The 21,242-nt window shown below is 49.5% G+C and carries 25 protein-coding genes and 1 tRNA gene; 21 read left to right on the top strand and 5 right to left on the bottom strand.

Annotation, left to right across the window (positions count from 1 at the left end):
* Positions 1-10 precede the first annotated feature (10 nt).
* Positions 11-1,447, top strand: coding sequence for an aldehyde dehydrogenase family protein (locus I2H39_RS13830; protein ID WP_195626733.1), 1,437 nt, complete (start codon positions 11-13; stop codon positions 1,445-1,447).
* A gap of 40 nt (positions 1,448-1,487) precedes the next feature.
* Here the strand turns inward: I2H39_RS13830 and I2H39_RS13825 are convergent, their stop codons facing one another.
* Both I2H39_RS13825 and I2H39_RS13820 read right to left on the bottom strand, forming a co-directional pair.
* Positions 1,488-1,955, bottom strand: a complete 468-nt coding sequence (locus I2H39_RS13825) for a nucleoside deaminase (RefSeq protein WP_207746816.1) — start codon at positions 1,953-1,955, stop codon at positions 1,488-1,490.
* Between the two features lie 642 nt (positions 1,956-2,597).
* Positions 2,598-2,670 (bottom strand) — tRNA-Ala (locus tag I2H39_RS13820).
* A 136-nt stretch (positions 2,671-2,806) separates the two neighbouring features.
* Between I2H39_RS13820 and I2H39_RS13815 the strand changes: the two genes are divergently transcribed.
* Entirely contained in the window at positions 2,807-2,959 is a 153-nt protein-coding gene (locus tag I2H39_RS13815; RefSeq protein ID WP_195626732.1) for a hypothetical protein, read from the top strand.
* Between the two features lie 190 nt (positions 2,960-3,149).
* On the opposite strand, the gene I2H39_RS13810 is transcribed toward I2H39_RS13815, so the two are convergent.
* Positions 3,150-3,323, bottom strand: coding sequence for a DUF1540 domain-containing protein (locus tag I2H39_RS13810; protein ID WP_002575716.1), 174 nt, complete (start codon positions 3,321-3,323; stop codon positions 3,150-3,152).
* A gap of 305 nt (positions 3,324-3,628) precedes the next feature.
* On the opposite strand from I2H39_RS13810, the gene I2H39_RS13805 reads away from it, so the two are divergent.
* The 3 genes from I2H39_RS13805 to hslO all read left to right on the top strand — a co-directional run bounded on the left by I2H39_RS13805 (position 3,629) and on the right by hslO (position 5,903).
* Entirely contained in the window at positions 3,629-4,138 is a 510-nt protein-coding gene (locus tag I2H39_RS13805; RefSeq protein WP_138311203.1) for an SEC-C metal-binding domain-containing protein, read from the top strand.
* A 113-nt stretch (positions 4,139-4,251) separates the two neighbouring features.
* Positions 4,252-5,019, top strand: a complete 768-nt coding sequence (locus I2H39_RS13800; RefSeq protein WP_138311204.1) for a class I SAM-dependent methyltransferase — start codon at positions 4,252-4,254, stop codon at positions 5,017-5,019.
* A 5-nt stretch (positions 5,020-5,024) separates the two neighbouring features.
* On the top strand, positions 5,025-5,903 hold the full coding sequence (hslO, locus tag I2H39_RS13795; RefSeq protein ID WP_195626731.1) for an Hsp33 family molecular chaperone HslO: 879 nt from the start codon (positions 5,025-5,027) through the stop codon (positions 5,901-5,903).
* A gap of 188 nt (positions 5,904-6,091) precedes the next feature.
* Here hslO and I2H39_RS13790 read toward each other — a convergent pair whose 3' ends face one another.
* Positions 6,092-6,289, bottom strand: a complete 198-nt coding sequence (locus I2H39_RS13790; protein WP_002569705.1) for a cold shock domain-containing protein — start codon at positions 6,287-6,289, stop codon at positions 6,092-6,094.
* A 263-nt stretch (positions 6,290-6,552) separates the two neighbouring features.
* Here I2H39_RS13790 and I2H39_RS13785 point away from each other — a divergent pair, with 263 nt between their 5' ends.
* On the top strand, positions 6,553-7,098 hold the full coding sequence (locus I2H39_RS13785; RefSeq protein ID WP_195626730.1) for a DUF5662 family protein: 546 nt from the start codon (positions 6,553-6,555) through the stop codon (positions 7,096-7,098).
* A 171-nt stretch (positions 7,099-7,269) separates the two neighbouring features.
* Here the strand turns inward: I2H39_RS13785 and I2H39_RS13780 are convergent, their stop codons facing one another.
* Positions 7,270-8,052, bottom strand: coding sequence for a YwaF family protein (locus tag I2H39_RS13780; RefSeq protein WP_138311207.1), 783 nt, complete (start codon positions 8,050-8,052; stop codon positions 7,270-7,272).
* A 120-nt stretch (positions 8,053-8,172) separates the two neighbouring features.
* On the opposite strand from I2H39_RS13780, the gene I2H39_RS13775 reads away from it, so the two are divergent.
* The 15 genes from I2H39_RS13775 to I2H39_RS13705 all read left to right on the top strand — a co-directional run bounded on the left by I2H39_RS13775 (position 8,173) and on the right by I2H39_RS13705 (position 21,236).
* A complete protein-coding gene (locus I2H39_RS13775) occupies positions 8,173-8,598 on the top strand; it encodes a DMT family transporter (protein WP_138311208.1) in 426 nt (141 codons plus the stop codon).
* A 97-nt stretch (positions 8,599-8,695) separates the two neighbouring features.
* Positions 8,696-9,451 carry a helix-hairpin-helix domain-containing protein gene (locus I2H39_RS13770; protein WP_138311209.1) on the top strand — a complete coding sequence of 252 codons (756 nt, stop codon included), beginning with the start codon at positions 8,696-8,698 and terminating at the stop codon, positions 9,449-9,451.
* Positions 9,452-9,512: 61 nt separating this feature from the next.
* Positions 9,513-10,220, top strand: coding sequence for a response regulator transcription factor (locus tag I2H39_RS13765; protein ID WP_138311210.1), 708 nt, complete (start codon positions 9,513-9,515; stop codon positions 10,218-10,220).
* A gap of 32 nt (positions 10,221-10,252) precedes the next feature.
* Complete coding sequence (locus I2H39_RS13760; protein ID WP_138311211.1) at positions 10,253-10,744, top strand: GNAT family N-acetyltransferase; 492 nt, start codon at positions 10,253-10,255, stop codon at positions 10,742-10,744.
* 3 nt (positions 10,745-10,747) lie between these two features.
* Positions 10,748-11,227 carry a 23S rRNA (pseudouridine(1915)-N(3))-methyltransferase RlmH gene (gene rlmH / locus I2H39_RS13755; protein WP_138311212.1) on the top strand — a complete coding sequence of 160 codons (480 nt, stop codon included), beginning with the start codon at positions 10,748-10,750 and terminating at the stop codon, positions 11,225-11,227.
* A 79-nt stretch (positions 11,228-11,306) separates the two neighbouring features.
* Positions 11,307-11,558, top strand: a complete 252-nt coding sequence (locus I2H39_RS13750; protein ID WP_055659691.1) for a type II toxin-antitoxin system Phd/YefM family antitoxin — start codon at positions 11,307-11,309, stop codon at positions 11,556-11,558.
* 88 nt (positions 11,559-11,646) lie between these two features.
* On the top strand, positions 11,647-11,814 hold the full coding sequence (locus I2H39_RS29220) for a hypothetical protein (protein ID WP_227146085.1): 168 nt from the start codon (positions 11,647-11,649) through the stop codon (positions 11,812-11,814).
* A 247-nt stretch (positions 11,815-12,061) separates the two neighbouring features.
* Complete coding sequence (locus I2H39_RS13740; protein WP_195626729.1) at positions 12,062-13,222, top strand: DUF5780 domain-containing protein; 1,161 nt, start codon at positions 12,062-12,064, stop codon at positions 13,220-13,222.
* Positions 13,223-13,421: 199 nt separating this feature from the next.
* Positions 13,422-14,492, top strand: coding sequence for a TRAP transporter substrate-binding protein (locus tag I2H39_RS13735; protein ID WP_195626728.1), 1,071 nt, complete (start codon positions 13,422-13,424; stop codon positions 14,490-14,492).
* A 31-nt stretch (positions 14,493-14,523) separates the two neighbouring features.
* Positions 14,524-15,015 (top strand): TRAP transporter small permease, encoded by a 492-nt coding sequence (locus I2H39_RS13730; RefSeq protein ID WP_195626727.1) that lies wholly within the window; start codon positions 14,524-14,526, stop codon positions 15,013-15,015.
* A 4-nt stretch (positions 15,016-15,019) separates the two neighbouring features.
* Positions 15,020-16,327: a TRAP transporter large permease gene (locus I2H39_RS13725; RefSeq protein WP_138311217.1), complete on the top strand. Its 1,308-nt coding sequence runs from the start codon at positions 15,020-15,022 to the stop codon at positions 16,325-16,327.
* A gap of 68 nt (positions 16,328-16,395) precedes the next feature.
* Positions 16,396-17,409 (top strand): TRAP transporter substrate-binding protein DctP, encoded by a 1,014-nt coding sequence (gene dctP / locus I2H39_RS13720; protein ID WP_227146082.1) that lies wholly within the window; start codon positions 16,396-16,398, stop codon positions 17,407-17,409.
* Positions 17,406-18,875 carry a sensor histidine kinase gene (locus I2H39_RS13715; protein WP_195626726.1) on the top strand — a complete coding sequence of 490 codons (1,470 nt, stop codon included), beginning with the start codon at positions 17,406-17,408 and terminating at the stop codon, positions 18,873-18,875. Before dctP ends, I2H39_RS13715 begins: the two co-directional genes overlap by 4 nt.
* Positions 18,868-20,106, top strand: a complete 1,239-nt coding sequence (locus I2H39_RS13710; RefSeq protein ID WP_138311219.1) for a response regulator — start codon at positions 18,868-18,870, stop codon at positions 20,104-20,106. Before I2H39_RS13715 ends, I2H39_RS13710 begins: the two co-directional genes overlap by 8 nt.
* The gene (locus I2H39_RS13705) at positions 20,103-21,236 is read left to right on the top strand and encodes a TRAP transporter substrate-binding protein (RefSeq protein WP_138311220.1); all 1,134 of its coding nucleotides are present in this window, start codon (positions 20,103-20,105) and stop codon (positions 21,234-21,236) included. Before I2H39_RS13710 ends, I2H39_RS13705 begins: the two co-directional genes overlap by 4 nt.
* Positions 21,237-21,242: the final 6 nt, after the last annotated feature.

Here is a 21,242-nt window from a genome sequence, read left to right as displayed (position 1 = left end):
GGCGTTGAGAATGGAGTATCAATTATACATAGACGGGGAATGGAAGGATACTGTGACAGGTTATGTGGCTGAGGACAAGAATCCTGCGGATGATTCTGTGTTCGCCCGGGTACATTTTGCCGGAGAGGCAGAGGTGGAGGCAGCCATTGCGGCGGCCCAAAGGGCATGGAGGCCATGGGCCGGCACACCTGCCGCTGAAAAGGAGCAGATTCTCCTGAAAGCAGCTGACTGGATGCAGGAGCATATGGATGAGGTGGCGGATGTGCTGATGGGAGAAAGCGGTTCTGCCTTTGGAAAAGCATACTTTGAAGCAGGATTTGCAGTGGATTTATTCAGGGCAGCAGCAGGAGAATGCAGGCGGGTATTTGGCCAGGTCCAGCAGCAGGCGCCGGGTGAGATATCCATGATTCGAAGACTCCCCCTTGGGGTAGTGGCCGGGATTGCCCCCTTTAATTTCCCGTTGCTTTTGGCTCTGAAAAAGGTGGTATTTGCCCTGGCAGCAGGCAATACATTTGTTCTCAAGCCAGCCAGCGCCACGCCGGTTTCCGGTGTTATGATAGCCAGGGCGCTGGATGCAGCAGGGCTTCCCAAGGGAGTATTTAATCTGGTTCCCGGTTCCGGTGAAACAGTCGGAAACAAGCTGATTGAGGATGAACGCGTCCGTATGGTGGCATTTACCGGTTCCACTGCCGTTGGAAAGGGGATTGCCGCCAAGGCATCTGTCCTTTTCAAGAAATACTCCCTGGAGATGGGCGGCAAGAATCCGCTTATCCTTTTAAAGGATTTTGACGTGGAGCAGGCTGTGAGGATTGCAGGATTCGGGGCATTTTTCCATCAGGGACAGATATGTATGTGTACCTCCAGGCTGATTGTGGAGGAGCCTGTATATGACCGGTTCTGTGAAATGTTTGCCGCTTATGCCGGCACTATGAAGGTAGGGGACCCGCACCAGCAGGATACCATCATTGGTCCCCTCATTAAGCAGGAGCAGTGCCGGATGATTGACAGCCAGATTCAGGACGCTGTTTCAAAGGGGGCAGTGCTGATGACAGGCGGGTCCCATGAGGGCAACTATTATCAGCCCACTGTTCTTAAGGATGTGACGCCGGACATGAGGATTTTCTATGAAGAGAGCTTTGGGCCGGTAACTTCCATTATTAAGGCAAAGGATGCAGAGGATGCTGTCCGCCTGTGCAATGACAATGAATATGGACTTTCCTCATCCCTGCTGACCAATGATTTGTCAAAGGCAATGTCCCTGTCCCTTGATATGGAGGCTGGCATGGTTCATATTAATAATGCAACGGTATCAGATAATTCCACGGTGGCATTTGGCGGAGTGAAGAACAGCGGCGTGGGAAGGGAAGGCGGTTCCTATTCCATTGATGAGTTTACAGAGCTGAAATGGATTACGGTCCAGTATACACCGGCGCAGCTGCCATTCTGACAACAGGCAGAGGAAGGAATACGTTTGATGGAGTAATGCCTCAGCCCTTTGTGTGCCTGGAAAAATAGGCTGTCAATACCCTGAGGCTTTCGTCTCTCAGGACGCCTGCTGTAACCTGGGGTTTCCAGGGGGAGTGCTCAAAGACGATTTTACAGCATTCAGCGCCGTCCTCATGAAGTATGCCGCATAAATCAATATCGCTGGCGCCGTAGACCAGCCGGCCCAGCTTAGTCCATACCATTGCGCCGCAGCACATAAAGCAGGGTTCGCAGCTGGAATAGAGGGTGTATTCCCGCAAATCCGTGACATGCGTCTCAGCGCAAAAACGGCGGAGTAAGCCGGCCTCTGCGTGGAAGGTTGGGTCAAAACCAGTGTAAATCTGGTTCTCGTTGCTGTACACAATTTCACCGTCTTTCACCAGCACGGCTCCGAAGGGTTCGTTCCCATGGCTGACAGCCAGTTGAGACAGGCGGATAGCCTCTTTCATAAATATTGTATGGTCCATCATTTGGTTCCTCCTGGTTTAATTGATTTAACTGATAATATGTTTATATGTATTCCGGGTTTTCCCGGCATGTAACGCGGTAGCGTATCCGGCTTATTCCGGCACAGGCAGGTTAATGGAGATAGTCCGCAAGCACAAGAAAAAGGTAAACAGCCAGGCCGGCCAGCCCAGACAGTCCAATGAACATCAGGTATCCGTATCTGGCATTTATGTCCTCGCCGGGGCAATAGAAAATTCTTCCGTCATTTGGATTGTAATAAATCTCCGCCTCTGCACCGGGTTTTCCCGCAGGAAAAAAGGCCAGCGGAAGCCGCGAGTCCACCCCTGTGTAGTGCCGGCCCTTGGCGTCATAGTTAGTTTTATCTGTGTTAATTTATTAAAAGCCATGAGCTATATCTTATAAATCATTTCCGTAAAGCCGCTTATTGCCTGTGAGGCCGAAGTTCAAGCCTCTGCGCCTCCTGCTTAAGAATTCCATGGCTGGCTGTGCTTTAGGAGATGCGCTGTTTTCGTGCGATATTTCGTATGATATCGTGGGATATATTTGTATATTCCATAATCATATAAGGATATTACAACAATTTCAGACAATCAAAAACCCACGCAATTACGTAGTTTCTCGCAATTATGTGGGTTTAAAAATAGTGGAGACAACGGGATTCGAACCCGCGGTCTCTGCGTTGCGAACGCAGCGCTCTCCCAGCTGAGCTATGTCCCCATTGATTCGATTATAGCACGGTTGGGAAAAAATACAAGTTAAGTTTCGGACTTTTTACATATTTTTCTTCTTTTCAGGGCATACTGTTGCCAGAGATGATTGAGCCGCGCGGACAGGCGGCGGAAGGGAGACGGATATGGACAGGTATGAAGAAGAAAAGCAGGCCAGGAAAAAGTCAAATGAAATGTTTAACAGTATTACAGAAAAGGTGAAGCCGGAAAACCAGAACCAGACCCATAACTCCAGACGGGAAGGAATGGGACCAAATACAAAGAGGAAACCATATTAAGCATCCATGCGGGTGCTTTTCTTTTTGACTTTTTTGACGGACATGCGGACGAATCTTTGAACGCCTGAGGTTATCCACAATGTTGTGGAAAAAGTTGTGGATAATATGTTATTATCTGATAAATTGATTAAAAAAGAGACTGTGACAGACAGAGGTATATCCTGCCTGTACACAGTCCCTGAGGATGGAATTACTGAGCCTTATTTACAAAAGACTCGCAGTCTGTACATTCCTTCTTGGTTGGGTTCATTTCGTGAGTTCCGACCTTGATGGCGTCCAGGGTACAGTAATCCTCAGACTGTGCATTGTAAGCACAGTTCTTGATGGTACATTTGATGCTCTCATTTTTTCCATTTACTTTCATGGTAAAGCCTCCTTTTAAATTGAATTGGATTCAGGTTTATTATTTGCAGAAAAACAGAAAAAATACCCCCAATCTGCAGGCGAAATAAAAACTGCGGCTTAGAATTTAAGGGAAATGCCTTATATTTTAGGAGGATAAGGCTGTATAAAATAAAATATGTTTGAAAAATCTTATGTTTTGTTATATACTAAGGTCTATGGGCGGCCATGGACAGGCAGCGGAGCGGTCCGGCAGACAGGATGAGGCATGGCGCCCGGGACAGGAAGCCCCTGGAACATAAATAATACAAAAAGGATGGTTTTACTATGGCACTGTTAGAGACATGGAGAAATCTGGCTTACGGCGACGGCCTGGATGATAAAAAGAAAGAAGAATTGTGGGCTGGATATTTTCAGATTGAGAAGGGAATCTATGAGCAGATTCTCTCTAACCCAACAGAGGTTATCACAGGCACTGTAAAGGACCTGGCAGAGAAGTACAATACGGAAATCCTTATCATGACCGGTTTCCTGGATGGAATCAATGAGAGCCTGAAGGGTTATGAGAACCCCATTGAAACCATGGAAGAGGACACAGAGGTTAAGATTGAGATTGACCCGGAGAAGCTGTACTACAATATGGTAGAGGCAAAGGCTAACTGGCTGTATGAGCTTCCCCAGTGGGATGAGCTCCTCACACCGGATAAGCGCAAGGAACTGTATAAGGCCCAGAAGGCTTCCGGTACAGTGCGCAAGGGCAAAAAGATTTTCCCAAATGACCCCTGTCCATGCGGAAGCGGCAAGAAATATAAGAAGTGCTGCGGAAAGAACGCATAATGCCCAGGATTTTACCCGCCTGCCCGGAACTGTTCCGGACAGGCGCTTTTGTAGTTGAATGATTCAGTGATGGCGCGGGAATGAGACGCAGCGCTGCCGGGAAGGATGAAGACATGGAAGCTTACAGCAGTTTTGCAGAGGTCTACGACATTTTTCAGGACAATGTACCCTATGAGGCGTGGTGTTCCTATGTCACCGGGCTGTTGCGGGAGCAGGGGGTGGAGAACGGCCTGGTGCTGGACCTGGGCTGCGGTACGGGCAGCCTTACCGGGCTTCTGGCAAAGGCCGGGTACGATATGATAGGAATTGATAATTCCGGGGAAATGCTTCAGATGGCCATGGATAAGCGGGCGGCCTCGGGACAGGATATTCTCTATCTCCTGCAGGACATGCGGGAATTTGAGCTTTACGGTACGGTGCGGGCAGTTGTCAGCATATGTGATTCCATGAATTATATCATGGAGCACCAGGATTTGGTGCAGGTATTCCGGCTGGTGAATAATTATCTGGACCCAGGGGGAGTATTTGTTTTTGACCTGAATACAGAGTATAAGTACCGGGAATTGCTGGCGGATAATACCTTTGCAGAGGCCAGGGAGGAGAGCAGTTTTATCTGGGACAATTTCTACGACGAAGAAACCAGGATAAATGAGTATGACCTGACACTGTTTATACGCGAGGGTGAGCTGTACCGCAAGTATGAGGAAACCCATTTCCAGAAAGCCTACAGCCTGGAGGAGGTAAGGCAGGCAGCGGAGGAGGCAGGCATGGAGTTTGTTGCTGCTTACGATGCCTGCACCCGCAATCCGGTACGGGAGGACAGTGAACGCATCTATATCATCATGAGGGAACAGGGCAAGACAATCAGAGACGAGGAGTGAATTGTATGGCAGATTATGTAATCAGAGCAACTGCGGCAGAAGGGCAAATCAGGGCCTTTGCCGCTACAACCAGGGACCTGGTGGAACAGGCCAGGATATCCCATAACACCAGCCCGGTGGCAACGGCCGCCCTGGGCAGGCTGCTGACCGCCGGGGTGATGATGGGCTGTGACATGAAGGGGGAAAATGACCTGCTCACCCTTAAGATACAGGGGGACGGTCCCATTGGCGGGCTGACCGTGACAGCGGATTCCAGGGGCAATGTAAAGGGATATGCATTTAATCCCATGGTAATGCTTCCTCCAAATGAAAAGGGAAAGCTGGATGTGGGCGGAGCGCTGGGCGTAGGTGTATTAAGCGTCATCAAGGACATCGGGCTTAAGGAGCCGTATGTGGGGCAGACTATTCTGGTGACAGGAGAGATTGCGGAGGACCTGACATATTATTACGCCACCTCGGAACAGACACCGTCCTCCGTGGCGCTGGGTGTGCTGATGAATAAGGATAACACGGTGCGCCAGTCCGGCGGATTCATCATCCAGCTGATGCCGGGGGCTTCCGAGGATATCATAGGCAGATTGGAGAACAAGCTGAAGGAGATATCCTCCATCACCACATTGCTGGATGTGGGGAACACACCGGAGATGATACTGGAATATGTGCTGGGCGAATTCGGCCTGGAAATCAGCGGAAGGCTGCCGGCTGTATTTTACTGCAACTGTACGAAGGACCGGGTGGAAAAGGCGTTAATCAGCGTGGGCAGAAAAGATATCGGGGAAATGATAGAGGATGGCAAGCCCATTGAAGTGAACTGTCATTTTTGTAATAAGAATTATACGTTTTCCGTGGAAGAACTTAAGGACATGCTGGAAAAGGCCAGATAGGGCAGGATATATCACAGAGCCGCTGCAAAGCAGCATAAAGGTACAAATTATTAAAATATAAGGACATAACAATAAAAGCCAGTCGCAGGACTGGCTTTTACTTGTAATCATTTGAAATCAGATATAACTTACTTCAACCTCTATCAGTGATGATATATGTTTGAAAAAGGTACACTGTTGTTCATTGATTATAATTTGGTTACGTTTGTAGCCTGAGGACCCTTAGCTCCGTTTACTACATCGAACTCAACTTCTGCGCCCTCATCTAAGGACTTGAAGCCATCCATGTTCAGACCTGAGTAGTGAACGAATACATCGTTTCCCTGCTCGTCGGAAATAAATCCGTAACCCTTCTGGTTGTTGAACCACTTAACTGTACCTTTCATTACGATACCTCCAAAAAATATAAAAAATAGAAAAATGTGATATGTTGCAAGCAATTTCGCAACTGTCCTAAGGATATCATAAATGTTGAAAAGTGTCAAACGTTTTTGGTCATTAAGTATAAACAATTTATATAAACCTCAGATTCTGTTGTTCAAAGGTTAAAATATAAAGAAATACAGGCAGAAAGGTGAATTTTATGATATACTATAGCATATTTCAATGCAGTACAGCATGCATATTATTGTGTAAAGAAGGGATTTGAATGAAAATCTGTAATATATGGAACCATTTTTGTACCATCACCAGGCACAGGAACCTGGTCAGGAAGCATTGCTTTCAGATTGGCCTGTACTGGCAGGGGCTGACCCATGACCTCTCCAAGTACAGCCCGGAAGAATTCTGGACCGGGGTTAGGTACTACCAGGGAAACCGAAGCCCCAATGCGGCTGAGCGGGAGACGGTAGGTTATTCCAGGGCCTGGCTCCACCACAAGGGCAGGAATAAACACCATTATGAGTATTGGATAGACATATCCAACCACAAGGAAGAGGGATTGGTGGGCAATAAGATGCCGCTGCGCTATGTGGCTGAGATGGTCTGCGACCGGATTGCTGCCTGCGAGGTGTATAAGGGCAAGGCTTATACCAGCGCCGCCCCGCTGGAGTATTACGAGTATACAAAGAATTACATCACCGTCCATCCCCGGACCAGGGCGCTGTTGGAGAAGCTTCTCCATATGCTGAAGGACCAGGGGGAGGAAGCCACCTTTGCGTATCTGCGGAAACTTTTGAAAAAGGGGACGTATTAGGGATATTTGGGATAAGGATAGAAAAGGAAACAGGACATTGCAGAGGCCGCCTTCTGTCTGGCTGTATACCGGAGGAAGGCGGCTTTTTGTTCATGCTGATTGTCTGTTTGAAATTGGACGTCTGTCTGAAATGAGGCGGGATATCCTCAGCCCGGCTGCGCCGGAAATAGGTCAGCCCGGCCGCCTGGAAAACAGCCGTCCCAGGAACAGGTGGCATATAAAGCCGCCCAGGACCATGGCTGCCAGGTACAGAAGATTTCCGGCGGCCGTACCGATGGTGAGGGCTATCTGGTGGAAGACAATCTGCCCGTTTGGATAATAGGGACTGATATAAAACATATCTGCGTTGCCGTAAGGATGGGAAGCAACATTGATGAGCGTGGCCATGCACACGCAGGCCAGGAACAGGGGAAGCATGGATGCAAAATCGCCGGGAGTCCTGCCTCCCAGGCCGGTCATGGCGCAGTACAGTCCGATGAAAATGAGCATGAAATGCCACAGAAACCCATGGAGGGTCAAAAGCAGATAGGGGTGCATGAGACCGCTGGGTTCCGCCAGGGCCATGACGCCGCCCAAAAGGGCAAAATCCTGCATGAAGGTGCATATGCATTTTTCCGCACGGCGATGGCGGGGATGTCTGAACAGGGGAAGAACCAGGCACAGATACATGGGCACGCTGCAGAGCTGGAAGGGAAAAAACCACCAGTTGTATTGGCCCTGGCTGACGATAAAATATAGGAAGCCCTGCTTATACAGTTCACTGGCAGCTAAAAACAGGCCGCAGATGAACAGCACACGATGAGGGTGCAGGTGTCTGAATGACAGCCGCCGGGCCAGATAAACGGCAAACGGTATGCCTGCAGCGCAGAGCAGAATGTGAAAGGCAGAATATGGTTCAGGCGCCTGGATAGGCCATGCGGCAGCCTGTAGTAATGTTTTTATGAATGATAGCATAGCTGTGCCTCCTGACGGAACGATTATACATCATATGCGGGAAGAATACCAGAATAAAATAGAAACCTGCGGGAATGCTAAGATAACGGTAAAATTAGTGGAAAGGCAGGAAAATAATACATGGGATTTATCATAGCATTGCTGTCAGGCGCCTTAATGAGCATACAGGGCGTATTTAACACGGAAGTGACAAAGCAGACCAGCGTCTGGGTGGCCGCTGGCTGGGTACAGCTTACGGCCTTCATCACCTGTGTGGTTATATGGATGTTTACAGGCAGGGAGCCAGTGGCCGGCATTATACAGGTGACGCCCAAATATGTGCTTGTGGGCGGTATCATGGGAGCCCTTATCACTTACACAGTCATCCGGAGCATGGGAAGCCTGGGACCGGCCAAGGCAGCCCTTCTGATTGTGGTGTCGCAGATTATTATTGCGTACGCCATCGAACTGTTTGGACTGTTCGGCGTGGAGAAGGCGCCCTTTGCATGGAATAAGATGATTGGGGCAGCCATTGCCATAGGCGGAATTGTGATTTTTGAAAGATAAAATTTGGAAATTTATGCTTGTATTTGCAGGGGGTTTCCGATAGAATAGGAGTATCAGGCTGGGACGGTGCTCTCTGGAAGGAGGGATACCGCCCAAGATGAAACTTACATCTTTCAAAGCAATGAAACTGGCAGTGATTGTCATATGTATGTTGGCTGCAGGCATATGCTATAGCTGCAGTGTGAAGAACCGGGACAGTGGGCCGGATAACATGGTCATGGCATTGGAGCCTGACAGTGGTCCTGCTGCCGGGGAATACGCGGGCATTGAAAGCCCGCAGTACATGGATGGGCCCGAAGGCGGGGATGACGCTTTATCCGCCGGTGCGGATGGAGAACATTTGCCGGGGCAGGAAGATATACCTCTGGTGTATATCCACGTATGCGGCCTGGTGTGTACGCCGGGCGTGTACGGTCTGCCCGCAGGCAGCCGGGTATATGAGGCCATTGAGGCAGCGGGAGGATTCTCAGAAGCAGCGGCGCCGGATTATCTGAATCTGGCCCAGGAGTTGGAGGACGGCATGAAGATACAGGTGCCGGACCGTGAACAGGCAGAGGAATGGAAGGCCCAGGGGCTGAACCAGCCCGGCGTGTCCGCAGGCGGTATGCCGGCCGGCGTTTTGGTGTCCGGCAGCGCAGGGAATGGCAATGGCGGCTCTAAAGCCAGGATAAATCTTAACACGGCTTCCAGGGAGGAACTGATGACCCTGAGAGGAATCGGGGAATCCAGGGCAGAGGACATCATACATTACCGCGAAGAATTCGGCGGATTTAAGTCCATTGAGGATATCATGAATGTATCCGGTATCAAGGATGCTGCATTTGAGAAGATTAAGGACAGTATTACAGTGTAAATGACGGCAGGCGGCCTTGGTTATCAGGCCGCCGTTTAATAATAGATAAGGGGAATGGAACATGGCAAGAGTATTAGTGGTTGACGATGAAAAATTAATTGTGAAGGGAATCCGCTTCAGCCTGGAACAGGACGGGATGGAAGTGGACTGTGCATATGACGGCGAGGAGGCCATAGAACTGGCAAAAAAGACAGAGTACGATATCGTGCTTCTGGACGTGATGCTGCCCAAGTACGACGGCTATGAGGTGTGCCAGGCCATACGTGAATTTTCAGATATGCCTATTATTATGCTGACGGCCAAGGGCGGCGACATGGATAAGATTCTGGGACTGGAATACGGCGCTGATGATTATATCAGCAAGCCCTTCAACATATTGGAGGTCAAGGCCAGAATCAAGGCCATTATACGGAGAAGCTCCAAGAGCAAACGTCAGAAGCGGGAGGAGCCTGAGTCCGGCGTCATTGGCGCAGGGGACCTTAAGATGGACACAGAGAGCCGCAGGGTGTTTATCGGCGAACGGGAAATCAATCTCACGGCCAAGGAATTCGACCTGCTGGAGCTGCTGGTGCGCAACCCCAATAAGGTATACAGCAGGGAGGCCCTTCTGACCTATGTGTGGGGAAATAAGGCCATGGACAGCGGAGATGTGCGTACCGTGGATGTCCATGTGAGAAGACTGCGTGAGAAAATCGAACCCAGTCCCAGCGACCCAAGGTATGTACATACGAAGTGGGGCGTTGGATACTATTTCAGGGTAAAGGCATAAGGACTGCGAAGGACACGAAAAGAGGACAGAAGATGGATGGTATTACCATAAGGACAGCGGTACCGGCTGATTTGGATGCAGTGGTACAGGTGGAGGCAGCCTGCTTTCCGGCAGCAGAGGCAGCAGACAGGAAAAGTCTGAAGGAGCGGCTGGATGCATTTCCCCAGAGTTTTTTTGTGGCGGAGGACGGAAACAGAATCATTGGGTTCATCAATGGCGCTGTCACAAATGAGAGAACCATTGGGGACGAGATGTTTGAGGATATCTCGCTCCATGAGCCGGAGGGGGCCTATCAGAGCATATTCGGCCTGGATGTGGTTGAGGAATACCGGCACCGGGGCGTTGCTTCCCGTCTGATGAAGGCCATGATTGAACAGGCCAGGAACCAGGGCCGCAGGGGGCTGATACTTACCTGTAAGGACAGACTGATTGGCTACTATGAAACGTTCGGCTATGTGAATACGGGTCTTTCCAAATCCGTTCACGGCGGAGCTGTGTGGTACGATATGATACTGGAGTTTTAACAGATGAAGATTACCCTTGTTACGGTTGGAAAGATTAAGGAACGGTATTTTGAGGATGCTATCAGGGAGTATGCCAAGCGCCTGAGCCGCTACTGCAGGCTGGACATCATCCAGGTGGCGGATGAGAAGACGCCGGACGGGGCCGGTGAGGCCATTGAGAGGCAAATTAAGGAAAAGGAAGGACAGCGCATCCTTTCTAACATAAAAGACGGGGCTTACGTCATTGCCCTGGCCATTGAAGGGAAGATGCTGGCCAGCGAGGAACTGGCCGGCCGGATTCAAAGGCTGGGAGTGGATGGCATAGGCCATATTGTGTTTGTCATAGGAGGTTCTCTGGGCCTGTCGGAGGACGTTATGAAGCGGGCGGACTATGCCCTGAGTTTTTCTAAGATGACATTTCCTCATCAGCTGATGCGTGTGGTGCTTTTGGAGCAGATTTACAGGAGTTACAGGATTATTTCCGGAGAGCCGTATCACAAGTAGCGGGGAGAAGGATGATTATTTGAAAAAATAGGTTGTATTTATCCTAGTTTTAGCATCAACTAAAGTTGAGGTGATGAATATGATGGTAAACACAGAAGCGTTAGTAGCAATGACAGAAGCAAATCAGAATTTTTCTAAAGTAACGCATATTGTAGACGAAAATGGTCTTGCTGTAATTCTCAAAAATAATAAGCCCAGATACATTGTGGTAGATTTTGAGGAATACGAAGCGATAAAAGGAATCAGAGAGGCAAGAGAAAAAAAGTTAGAAATGACAGCAGAAACTTTGATTGAAGAAAATATGGAAGCATTTCTGGAGTTGGCTAAATGATAATTTTAACAGTAGATGAAGTAATAAAAATTCATGGAAGCTTATAGAAAAAACAGGCGGACTGGATGGATTAAGAGACAGGGGGCTGTTGGAATCGGCTATTTTCAGTATATCCAGTGGATTTGGGGAGATAGAGGTTTATCCTGCGGTGGAAGAAAAAGCCGCCAGGATTGCTTTAGGATTAGGCGTGGCAGATGGCAGTATTGGTTATGATGAAATATTAGATTGGATTATAAGTCATAAAATAATGGAATAGAATTAAGAATAAGCAGATATTATAAACATAGTAAGGGAATCCTGGGTTGACGATTATAGTTGGCCTGGGATTTTTGGTATGGGATTTTTTTGTGATAAGGACATCCTGTATGATTGGCAGAATGAGATAATGGAATTCATGGAAAAAATTCATGGAAAAATTTCCCAATAGTTACCAATGCGTTACAATTAAGTGGACGATTTTGCAGATAAGTGTTAAAATGAAACAAAAAAGGGGGAATGTACATATGAGGAAACCGTTGCTGGTAATTTTATCAGTCGTATTGATTTTAGGGGGCTGCGGAGGTTCAGGAACAACCGCTGCAACGGGTGCGGAGAAGGAACAGGCGACTGTGGCTGAGGCAGCAGACGCAGCGCCCAAGGAAACCACACAAAAGGAGACCACAGAGGCTGAAACCACAGTGCCTCCAAAGGAGGTAAAGGAACTGTCTGTGAGTGAATTTGATGAGCTGCTGGCCGGTCTGCCGGTTTCTGTTGTAAAGACGGAATACATTGTGCAGGATGAACAGTATAAGTCGCTGTATCCGGATATGCTGGGCACGGTCATTCAGAATAATACGGATTCAGACATTAAAGATGCGGTTCTCGCCATTGTTGCCTGGGACAGCAACCAGCTTCCTGTTAAGCTGGAGGGCAACATGGACTTTTCAGGAGGAGATTATTTTAAGAAGGTAAACTACAACGACATCAATCTGGTGGGCGGGAGTACATTTGGTGAGAACTCGGGCTTTTCCATCAATGAGTCCTGCAAGGTAGAATCTTTTAAAACAATGATACTGTCGTTTGAAACGTTTGACGGTGATAAATGGAGGAATCCATATGAGGACAGCTTCCGGGCGGCCTATGAGGGGAAGAAGTATTCCGATGATATAAAAATTGAGGTCGAGATGCAGGACGCTGCTTTTACGAAGTCCGGGACCGCGCCGGGAACAAAGGTGGAAAGCGCTGACTCTGAAGAACTGGAGGCATCCCTGGCCGGGCAGCCCGTGTTTGTGAGCAGCACAAAGTACGTGGTCCAGGATGAGCGGTATAAGTCGCTGTATCCGGATATGCTCCAGGCCGTGATTCAGAATAATTCAGAGGATGATATCCGCGATGCGGTGGTGGCCTTTGCTGCCTGGGACGCCAATGGCCTTCCTGTAAAAATCAAGGGTCAGATGAGCTTTAACGACCCGGCCTATGTGACGGAAGTTTCATTTGAAAATATTAATCTGGTTCCCGGCAGCTCCTACGGTGATTCCCAGGGGTATGCCATTGATGAAACCTGCGGCGTTGAATCGTTCAAAGCAATCGTGGTGTCATACACTGACTTTGAGGAAAAAACATGGGAAAATCCGGATTATAAAGCATTCTGCGATTTATATGCCGGTAAACGGCTGGCGCAGTGATGAAGTCCGGGCCGGAAGTCCCGGTAAAACCAAAACTATAAAATATTGCCCTTTTGCACTATCAATATCTTGCGGCCGTGTCTTATTTCTTATAGGACATGGCCCATTTTTTGTAGTTCAATTTAAAGCGGAAACGCTTATAATCATCCTGTAAAGAAAACGTTAAGATTCCCGGAGGGAAGAACAGGAGAACATGATTATGATGAAAAAGGCATTAACACTGATATTGGCCGGGGCAGCCGCATTGTCACTGACCGCATGCTCAGGAGGCGCGTCCCCATCCGCCGCCACAGCCCCGGCGCCGGCAGCAGGCGGGGAGTCCAAGGCCGACGTGGCTGAGGCAGCCAAAAAGGACGTAAAGACAACCACACTAAAGCTGGCTTTTAACCAGTCGGAGAAGCATCCCCAGTACCTGGCCCTGTCCGAGATGAGCGATGCCTTCTACGAGAAAACCGGCGGCGCATATAGAATTGAAATCAGCCCCAATGAGCTTCTGGGTTCACAGAAGGATGCATTTGAGCTGGTACAGAGCGGTACCATCCAGATGGCAATGGTGGCAAACTCCATTGTGGAGAATGTGAATCCTGATTTTGCCGTATTAGGCCTTCCTTACGCCTATGACAGCGTGGAGCATCAGAAAAAGGTATTTACCAGCGGAGCTCTGGACCATATCTTTGCAAGCACAGAGGCCAATAATTTCAGCGTTATGGCTGCATTTACAGCAGGAGCGCGCTGTATCTATACAGACAAGCCGGTTCAGACCCCGGCAGATTTAAAGGGCTACAAAATCCGCGTCATGGAATCACAGACCTGTATTGCCATGCTGGATGCAATGGGCGGTGTGGGAACGCCTATGGCCCAGGGCGAGGTTTACACTGCAATTCAGCAGGGCGTAATCAACGGCGGCGAGAACAATGAGATTACATATGCAGATTTAAAGCACTATGAAGTGGCTCCTTACTTTTCCTACACACGTCATCTGATGATTCCCGACCTTTTGGTTATGAACACAGCTGCCTTAAAGGGAATGAGCGAAGAGGACCAGCAGACCTTAAAGGACCTTTGCAAGGAATATACAGAGCGTGAATTCCAGCTTTGGGATGAAAACCTGGAAGGCGCAAAGAAGACAGCAGAGGAAGCAGGCGCCCAGTTTATTGATGTGGACATCACTCCGTTCCAGGAAGCGTGCCAGTCCGTTATCGACAATGTGACAAGCAAGAGCGAGGGAGCAAAGACATTATACGAAGAAATTCGCAGCCTTGCCAACTAACAGGGATTTGCAGAAAGCGGGGTCATGACTCATGGAATCAGCAAAGAGAATCCTGGACAGGATAATTGAGTGGGTATGCGTGGTGCTGCTGGCTGTCATGACAATCCTGGTCACCTTCCAGGTTGTTGTGAGATACTTCTTTAACAGCCCCAACGCATATACGGAATCACTTTCCAAATATATGTTTGTCTGGATGGTTATGTATGGTTCAGCCTATGTGTTTGGGCTGAGGGAGCATATGAATATCGGCTTTGTCCGCGACCATATGCCTCCAAAGACAAGAGTGGCGGTTGAAATGCTGGGTGAACTGATGGTTGCGTTATTTGTGGCAGGCGTCATGATATTCGGGGGCTATAAGCAGGTTTCAAGCCAAATGATTCAGATGGACGCGGCACTCCAGATTCCCATGGGAATCATCTATTCAGCAGTGCCTGTAAGCGCGTGTTTCATCCTCTTCTACTTTGTCTACAATGAAATAAAGCTGGCGGAAAAACTGAAAGAAATCCAAGAACAAAGGAGATAGAATTATGGAACAGGCAATGATTGTAGCACTGGTTATGCTGGTCTGCGTGCTGGCCATGCTGGTTTTGGGAATTCCCATCAGCATCAGCATTGGTCTGGCCTCCACCATCGCCATGCTGTTCGTGCTTCCCTTTGAGAATGCCATGGGGACAGCGGCACAGAAGGTATTTACAGGCGTGAATTCCTTCTCCCTGCTGGCAATACCCTTTTTCATACTGGCGGGAAATATTATGAATAACGGCGGTATCGCCATACGGCTGGTGAACTGCGCAAAAATTTTAAGCGGCAGGATGCCGGGGGCCCTGGCGGAGACCAATGTGGTTGCCAACATGCTGTTCGGCGCCATCAGCGGCTCAGGTGTGGCCGCAGCCGCAGCCATCGGCGGAACCATCGGACCTCTGGAGGAAAAAGAGGGTTATGCAAAGGATTACATGGCAGCTGTTAATATTGCATCTGCTCCCACAGGAATGCTGATTCCTCCCAGCAATACCCTGATTGTGTACTCCACGGTGGCAGGCAGCGTGTCAATCTCTGCGCTGTTCATGGCAGGGTACCTTCCGGGCCTTTTGTGGGGAATCGGCGTAATGGTGATTGCGGGAATCATGGCCTCCGGACGCGGCTACAGAAACAGGGATGAAATCAACCTCACCATTGTGTTAAAAACCGTATGGGAAGCCATACCCAGCCTGCTTCTGATTGTGATTGTCATTGGCGGTATTCTCATAGGGGCTTTTACGGCCACGGAAGGCTCTGCCATTGCTGTGGTATATTCCCTGCTGTTAAGCTTTATCTACCGCAGCATTAAGATAAGGGATTTAAGGAAGATTCTGCTGGACAGCGTTAAGATGACTGCCATTGTAATCTTCATGATAGGCGTATCCTCCATCATGAGCTGGATTATGAGCTTTACCAATATCCCGGCCATTATTGCGGATGTGCTCATGGGACTGACCAACAGCAAGATTGTGATTCTTCTGATTATGAACCTGCTGCTTCTGGTGGTGGGAACCTTCATGGACCCAACTCCGGCAATCCTTATATTTACGCCTATTTTTCTGCCCATTTGCACCAGCTTTGGAATGCATCCAATCCATTTCGGAATCATGATTGTATTTAACCTTTGCATTGGTACAATCACACCGCCGGTAGGACCCATTCTGTTTACCGGCTGCAAGGTGGCGAATGTGAAAATCGAGGAAGTATTTAAGACCCTTCTTCCATATTTTGCGGTGACAGCGGTCATACTGTTACTGGTGACCTATGTGCCGGCCATTTCCATGACCATCCCCAATGCACTGGGACTGGTAAAATAAAATCCAATCATATCCCAAATCCCTCAGCTTAGGTTGAGGGTATTTGGTGTTGTGGAAAGGAGGGAGTTATGATACAATGTCCGCAAAATTCATTTTCCCAGAAAGGAAAGCCTCACGTGACTCTGAACGTTCATGCGCCTGTTGCGGCGAATTTGAGAACCGTCCTGATAACAGCCCTGTCAGCAGCGCTCATGGCAGTGTCCGTCCTTGCTGCCGGCTGCGCACCTGCTGCAGGACAGGATAATCCGGCAGGTCCCCGGAGCCAGGCCGTAATCCTCAGGATGGCGGAAACCATGCCTGAGAATCATCCCTCCGCCCGGGCCATGGCTCATTTTGCAGAAATGGTGAGCCGGGAAACCCAGGGCCGGGTAACGGTTAAAATTTATTATAACAGCAGCCTGGGAACCCCCACGGAAATCATTGAACAGGTTAAATTCGGCGGTATTGCCATGGCCCGCGTCAATGTCCTGGAGCTGTCGGAGGAAGTGGAATCCATCCGTAAATTCTTTGTTCCCTCCAACTTCGCGGACGGGGATGCCCAGACAGAGTGGATACACAACAATGAGGAGACGCTGAGGGATGAGTGCCAGATGGACCGCATCACGCCTCTGGTATGGTATTATCCTGATTTCAGGTGCTTTTATGGTACGGACAGCAGCTTTGCGGACAAAAAAGATTTGCAGGGAAAGAAAATTGAGAGCAGCGATTCCGCTCTTATGGCGGAAATATTCCGGGACATGGGAATCGAGCTGGCAGGCTCGGTCAATACCAACACCTACAAATCGCTGATATCAGGCAATATCGACGGTGCGGAGTCCTCGTTTTCTGAGTTTATATGCAATAACTATGACCAGTATATCCATTTTGTCACCAAAAACGACGCATGGTGCCTTCCGGATGTAATGATTATTAATACGGAAAACCTTACCTCCCTGTCCAAGGAAGACCGGGAGGCCGTGGAAACCTGTGCTAAAAGCACGTACCAGTACCAGAAACAGGCCATGGAACAATTCCAGCAGAAATGGGTGGAAACGCTTACGGAGGAGCCGGAGGTCAGCTTCAGCGAAGGAGCGTTTAAATGAAAAAACTAAAATTCTGGTGGAAACAGTTCTGCTTTTCAGTGGGAGCTCAAATCAATGGAGTGCTGCTGCTTATGCTGATACTGTTCCTTTCATTTTCCATCTACAACCATTCCCTGTTCAGCCAGTTTAGCGCCAGATATCAGAAGGAAATCAACCAGTATTACTCCATACTGGAGCTGAAAAGCCATTTCCTCCAGAGCGGCGTTCTGTTTGGGGAATACATGAAGACAGGAAACCGGACCACTCTGGCGGAGTTTAATGATACCTATGAAAAAGCCAGGGCGGTCATAGACATTTTGTATACAGAAAGTACCAATGAGGAATCCTGGTATCTTCTGCGGGGCATTGACCAGTCCTTTGAGTCTTATTACAGTGAGTGCTGCAATGCCTCCTTTCTGTTTAACGGCAATGATTACCGGTACTACGACAGCTACTACTACAGCCAGACCATCGGCGGATATCTGGAGAAATATACAAATGAACTGCTCCAGTACGCTCTGGAATCCAGCGTGGACAGCAACCGGGAGCTGACCCACAGGCGGAATGTAATGACTGTGTTCAACATGGGAGCCGTGGCAGCGGCCGGCATACTCATAGCTGCATCGGCCAGCTACATTTTCGTGAGGGTGACCCGGCCCTTAAACGAGCTGAAAAAACAGGTGGAGGAGATAGCCAGGGGTAATCTGGACGTGCATGTCAGGGAGAGCTCCGGGGAAAATACCGTGAGCATGCTGTCGCGGGCATTTAACCATATGGCCTTCAGCCTGAAGGAAAAAATAGAGAGCGAAAAGCAGCTTCTGGTGGAACAGAGGAAAAATGAGGAATATGAAAAACTGCTGAGCCAGGCCCGCTTCCTTGCGCTGCAAAGCCAGATTAACCCTCATTTTCTATTCAATACCCTGAACAGCATCAACAGGACCGTTATGCTGGGACGCCAGGAACAGGCGCTGACCATGCTGGATTCACTGGCAGTGCTGCTGCGCTATAACCTGGCGGATGCGCAGGCACCGGCTCTCCTGGGCGAGGAGCTGGGGATTACGGAGGAATATCTGAAGATTCAGAAAATGCGTTTTTCATCCAGACTGAATGTGGACATCAGGCATGACCGGGGGCTGGAGCAGGCAGTGATGCTTCCGCGGTTTACCCTGCAGCCCCTTGTGGAAAATGCGGTTATCCACGGGCTGGAACCAAAGGAAGAAGGGGGAACCCTGATTCTGGATGTCAGGAAGGCAGGGGCCTATATACGGATACGAATCTGTGACAATGGAATGGGAATGGAAAGGGAACGTCTGGAGAAAATCAGAAGACGTCTTTCGGAACATCAGTCGGAGCGGATTGGAATCTGGAATATATGGCAGAGGCTTTCCCTGTATACGGGCAGGGATGACAGCCTTAAAATCATGAGCAAAAAAGGTGCAGGTACCATTGTCAGTATTTATCTGCACAGGGGAGAAGAGAATGTATAAAATATTAATTGCAGATGATGAGGAACTGGAGAGGGAGGCCCTGCGCTTTTTCATAGATGAGTCCTCCCTGGATATAGACCAGGTCATAGAGTGCGCCTCGGGAACCGAGGTCATTAAACGGGTTATGCTTGACCGGCCGGATATTATGGTGCTTGACATCAATATGCCCGGCCTGAACGGGCTCCAGGCCCTGGAGAAAATCAAATGCCTGGATTACAGGTTCCGGGCTGTATTCTCCACGGCCTATGATTATTTTGAATATGCAGTGGAGGCCCTGCGCCTGGGAGCAGTGGATTTTATGGTAAAGCCTGTGAAAAAGGAGGCGTTTATCAATGTAATCATGCGGGCTGTTGACGAGTTGGATGCGGAGGCGGAGAAGGAGTACCGTGAGACAAAGCTTCTGAAGACCCTGGACATGATGGAGGGCAAGGTGGTGGGCGACCTGGTGCTGGGCAATATGCCGGAGGAGGTGCTTTACTATCTGGATTTAAAACATATCTCAACTGAGTGCAGCGGAAATTGTTTCTGCATCCGTCTCCAGGGTTCACCGGATAAATGCGCAAGGCAGAACCTGTTTAAGGCTGTCAGGAAAGAGTTTGGTTATCTGGACCTGACAGTCATGTTCAGCGAGGCAAACCACATGGTTACAGCCATTGTTTTTTGCCGTGAACCGGAGGCGTTTCCGGGAATTTTCGGGAAGATGGAGGAATTACTGGCCTCTGTTTTAAGGCAGCAGCAGACAGTCTTCATAATGGGAAGCGGGACTCCCTTTACGGATGTCAGCCAGATAGAGGAGAGCTATGGGATGGCCCGCGAAAGGGTGGGGGACATGGCTGCCCGGACTGAGAGCAGGGAGGAGGGACCGGAATCAGACAGCGGCACGCCCAGGGAGGTGGAGGGAATCTGTTCCTTTATACAGGAAAATTACCGGAAGCGCCTGACCCTGGACATCATTGCGTCGGAGGCAGGGTTCAGCAAATACTATGTGAACCGTCTTTTCAAGCAATATATGGGTACCACGGTGGTGGATTACCTGATTCGAATCAGGATGCAGAAGGCAAAGGAACTGCTGAAAAACGAAACCTGCAGCATCAAGCAGATAAGCGGATTGGTGGGATATTCGGAGCCAAACTACTTTACATGGACATTCAAGAAAATGGAAGGTATGTCTCCGCTGAAGTTCCGGTATGAACAGGCGGAGGGGCTCAGGGAGGAGAAGGACGGGGAATGAGAAAAAAGTACAGGGCATGGGTTCTGGCGGCGCTGCTGGCGGGTCTGGTGTTTGGAGGATGCGGCGTGCTGGGGGAACCGGATAAGGGGAAGACGTCGGCAGGGACAGACCGGCAGGCAGGCACAGAGCAGGCGCCGGTCCCGGGACATCCGGTAAGCGGAGCAGATATTTCAGGGAAGGATGTTCCGGCAAACAAGCCCGAAAAGATATATTCCATGCAAATAGGCCATTCCCAGCCGGTGGACAACCCGCGCCACCAGTCCTTTCTGCTGTTTAAGAAGCAGCTGGAGGAGAAAACAGGCGGCGGAATCCAGGTGGATATCTATCCGGCCGGCCAGCTGGGCAGCGAGGCTTCCATGCTGGAACAGGTCTGCGGCGGAACCATCCAGGGGTTTCGCGGGGGGCAGCTGGAGATAGTGCCAAAGATGCTTGTGTTCTCCCTTCCGTTTCTCTGTGAAAACAGAACCGAGGCAGAACGGCTGGTAAACTCTGAGTTTGCAAGGGAAATCAGTTTGGATTCAAAAAAAAGCGGCGCCACCATTTTGGGAATCGGCGATGCAGGGGGATTCCGGCAGTTTTCCAACAGCATACGGATGATTCGCCGGCCGGAGGATTTAAAGGGGCTTAGGATGCGCTCCAACGGCATGGATACCATCAATAAAACCCTGGAGGCCCTGGGGGCCGAAGTCATGACCGTGCCTTACAACGACCTGTATATGGCTTTGAAGGCAGGCGCTGTAGACGGTCAGGAAAATCCCTGGGTCAATTCCTCGGGCATGCGGTTTTATGAGGTCCAGAAGTATTTCACGGAAGTGAATTACCAGTTCCACCCGGAGCCTTTTTATGTGAATACCAGCTGGTATGAGTCGCTGCCTCAGGAGTACCAGGAAATTCTGGCGGAATGTACGGCAGAAATGATGAAGGAAAACAGCCGCCTTATTGATGAAAACCAAGTGCAGGCAATGGAAAATATCCGGGCCAACGCTGAAATCCACACCCTTTCCAGGGAAGAACGGCAGGCTTTTGTGGAGGCCACGCAGACCGTGTATCAGGAATACATGGACAGCGGGCTTCTGACCATGGATGAGCTGGCCCGGATGAAGCGCATTATCAGAGGAGAGGAGAAGTAGCGATAC

It is taken from the genome of Clostridium sp. 1001283B150225_161107_B6 (genome assembly GCF_015556325.1).
In the GTDB taxonomy this organism is placed as follows: Bacteria; Bacillota; Clostridia; order Lachnospirales; family Lachnospiraceae; genus Enterocloster.
The sequence above is the reverse complement of the archived record's forward strand: the minus strand, read 5'-3'. Positions and strand labels throughout refer to the sequence as shown.

Bases quoted from the DNA above. Each gene is read 5' to 3' on its own strand.
- rlmH (WP_138311212.1), top strand. From the start codon at position 10,748: ATGAAGATTACCCTTGTTACGGTTGGAAAGATTAAGGAACGGTATTTT.
- I2H39_RS13735 (WP_195626728.1), top strand. From the start codon at position 13,422: ATGATGAAAAAGGCATTAACACTGATATTGGCCGGGGCAGCCGCATTG.
- hslO (WP_195626731.1), top strand. From the start codon at position 5,025: ATGGCAGATTATGTAATCAGAGCAACTGCGGCAGAAGGGCAAATCAGG.
- I2H39_RS13750 (WP_055659691.1), top strand. From the start codon at position 11,307: ATGATGGTAAACACAGAAGCGTTAGTAGCAATGACAGAAGCAAATCAG.
- I2H39_RS13800 (WP_138311204.1), top strand. From the start codon at position 4,252: ATGGAAGCTTACAGCAGTTTTGCAGAGGTCTACGACATTTTTCAGGAC.
- I2H39_RS13725 (WP_138311217.1), top strand. From the start codon at position 15,020: ATGGAACAGGCAATGATTGTAGCACTGGTTATGCTGGTCTGCGTGCTG.
- I2H39_RS13760 (WP_138311211.1), top strand. From the start codon at position 10,253: ATGGATGGTATTACCATAAGGACAGCGGTACCGGCTGATTTGGATGCA.
- I2H39_RS13710 (WP_138311219.1), top strand. From the start codon at position 18,868: ATGTATAAAATATTAATTGCAGATGATGAGGAACTGGAGAGGGAGGCC.
- I2H39_RS13825 (WP_207746816.1), bottom strand. From the start codon at position 1,955: ATGATGGACCATACAATATTTATGAAAGAGGCTATCCGCCTGTCTCAA.
- dctP (WP_227146082.1), top strand. From the start codon at position 16,396: ATGATACAATGTCCGCAAAATTCATTTTCCCAGAAAGGAAAGCCTCAC.
- I2H39_RS13770 (WP_138311209.1), top strand. From the start codon at position 8,696: ATGAAACTTACATCTTTCAAAGCAATGAAACTGGCAGTGATTGTCATA.
- I2H39_RS13830 (WP_195626733.1), top strand. From the start codon at position 11: ATGGAGTATCAATTATACATAGACGGGGAATGGAAGGATACTGTGACA.
- I2H39_RS13775 (WP_138311208.1), top strand. From the start codon at position 8,173: ATGGGATTTATCATAGCATTGCTGTCAGGCGCCTTAATGAGCATACAG.
- I2H39_RS13785 (WP_195626730.1), top strand. From the start codon at position 6,553: ATGAAAATCTGTAATATATGGAACCATTTTTGTACCATCACCAGGCAC.
- I2H39_RS13740 (WP_195626729.1), top strand. From the start codon at position 12,062: ATGAGGAAACCGTTGCTGGTAATTTTATCAGTCGTATTGATTTTAGGG.
- I2H39_RS13715 (WP_195626726.1), top strand. From the start codon at position 17,406: ATGAAAAAACTAAAATTCTGGTGGAAACAGTTCTGCTTTTCAGTGGGA.
- I2H39_RS13790 (WP_002569705.1), bottom strand. From the start codon at position 6,289: ATGAAAGGTACAGTTAAGTGGTTCAACAACCAGAAGGGTTACGGATTT.
- I2H39_RS13765 (WP_138311210.1), top strand. From the start codon at position 9,513: ATGGCAAGAGTATTAGTGGTTGACGATGAAAAATTAATTGTGAAGGGA.
- I2H39_RS13730 (WP_195626727.1), top strand. From the start codon at position 14,524: ATGGAATCAGCAAAGAGAATCCTGGACAGGATAATTGAGTGGGTATGC.
- I2H39_RS13705 (WP_138311220.1), top strand. From the start codon at position 20,103: ATGAGAAAAAAGTACAGGGCATGGGTTCTGGCGGCGCTGCTGGCGGGT.
- I2H39_RS13805 (WP_138311203.1), top strand. From the start codon at position 3,629: ATGGCACTGTTAGAGACATGGAGAAATCTGGCTTACGGCGACGGCCTG.
- I2H39_RS13810 (WP_002575716.1), bottom strand. From the start codon at position 3,323: ATGAAAGTAAATGGAAAAAATGAGAGCATCAAATGTACCATCAAGAAC.
- I2H39_RS13815 (WP_195626732.1), top strand. From the start codon at position 2,807: ATGGACAGGTATGAAGAAGAAAAGCAGGCCAGGAAAAAGTCAAATGAA.
- I2H39_RS13780 (WP_138311207.1), bottom strand. From the start codon at position 8,052: ATGCTATCATTCATAAAAACATTACTACAGGCTGCCGCATGGCCTATC.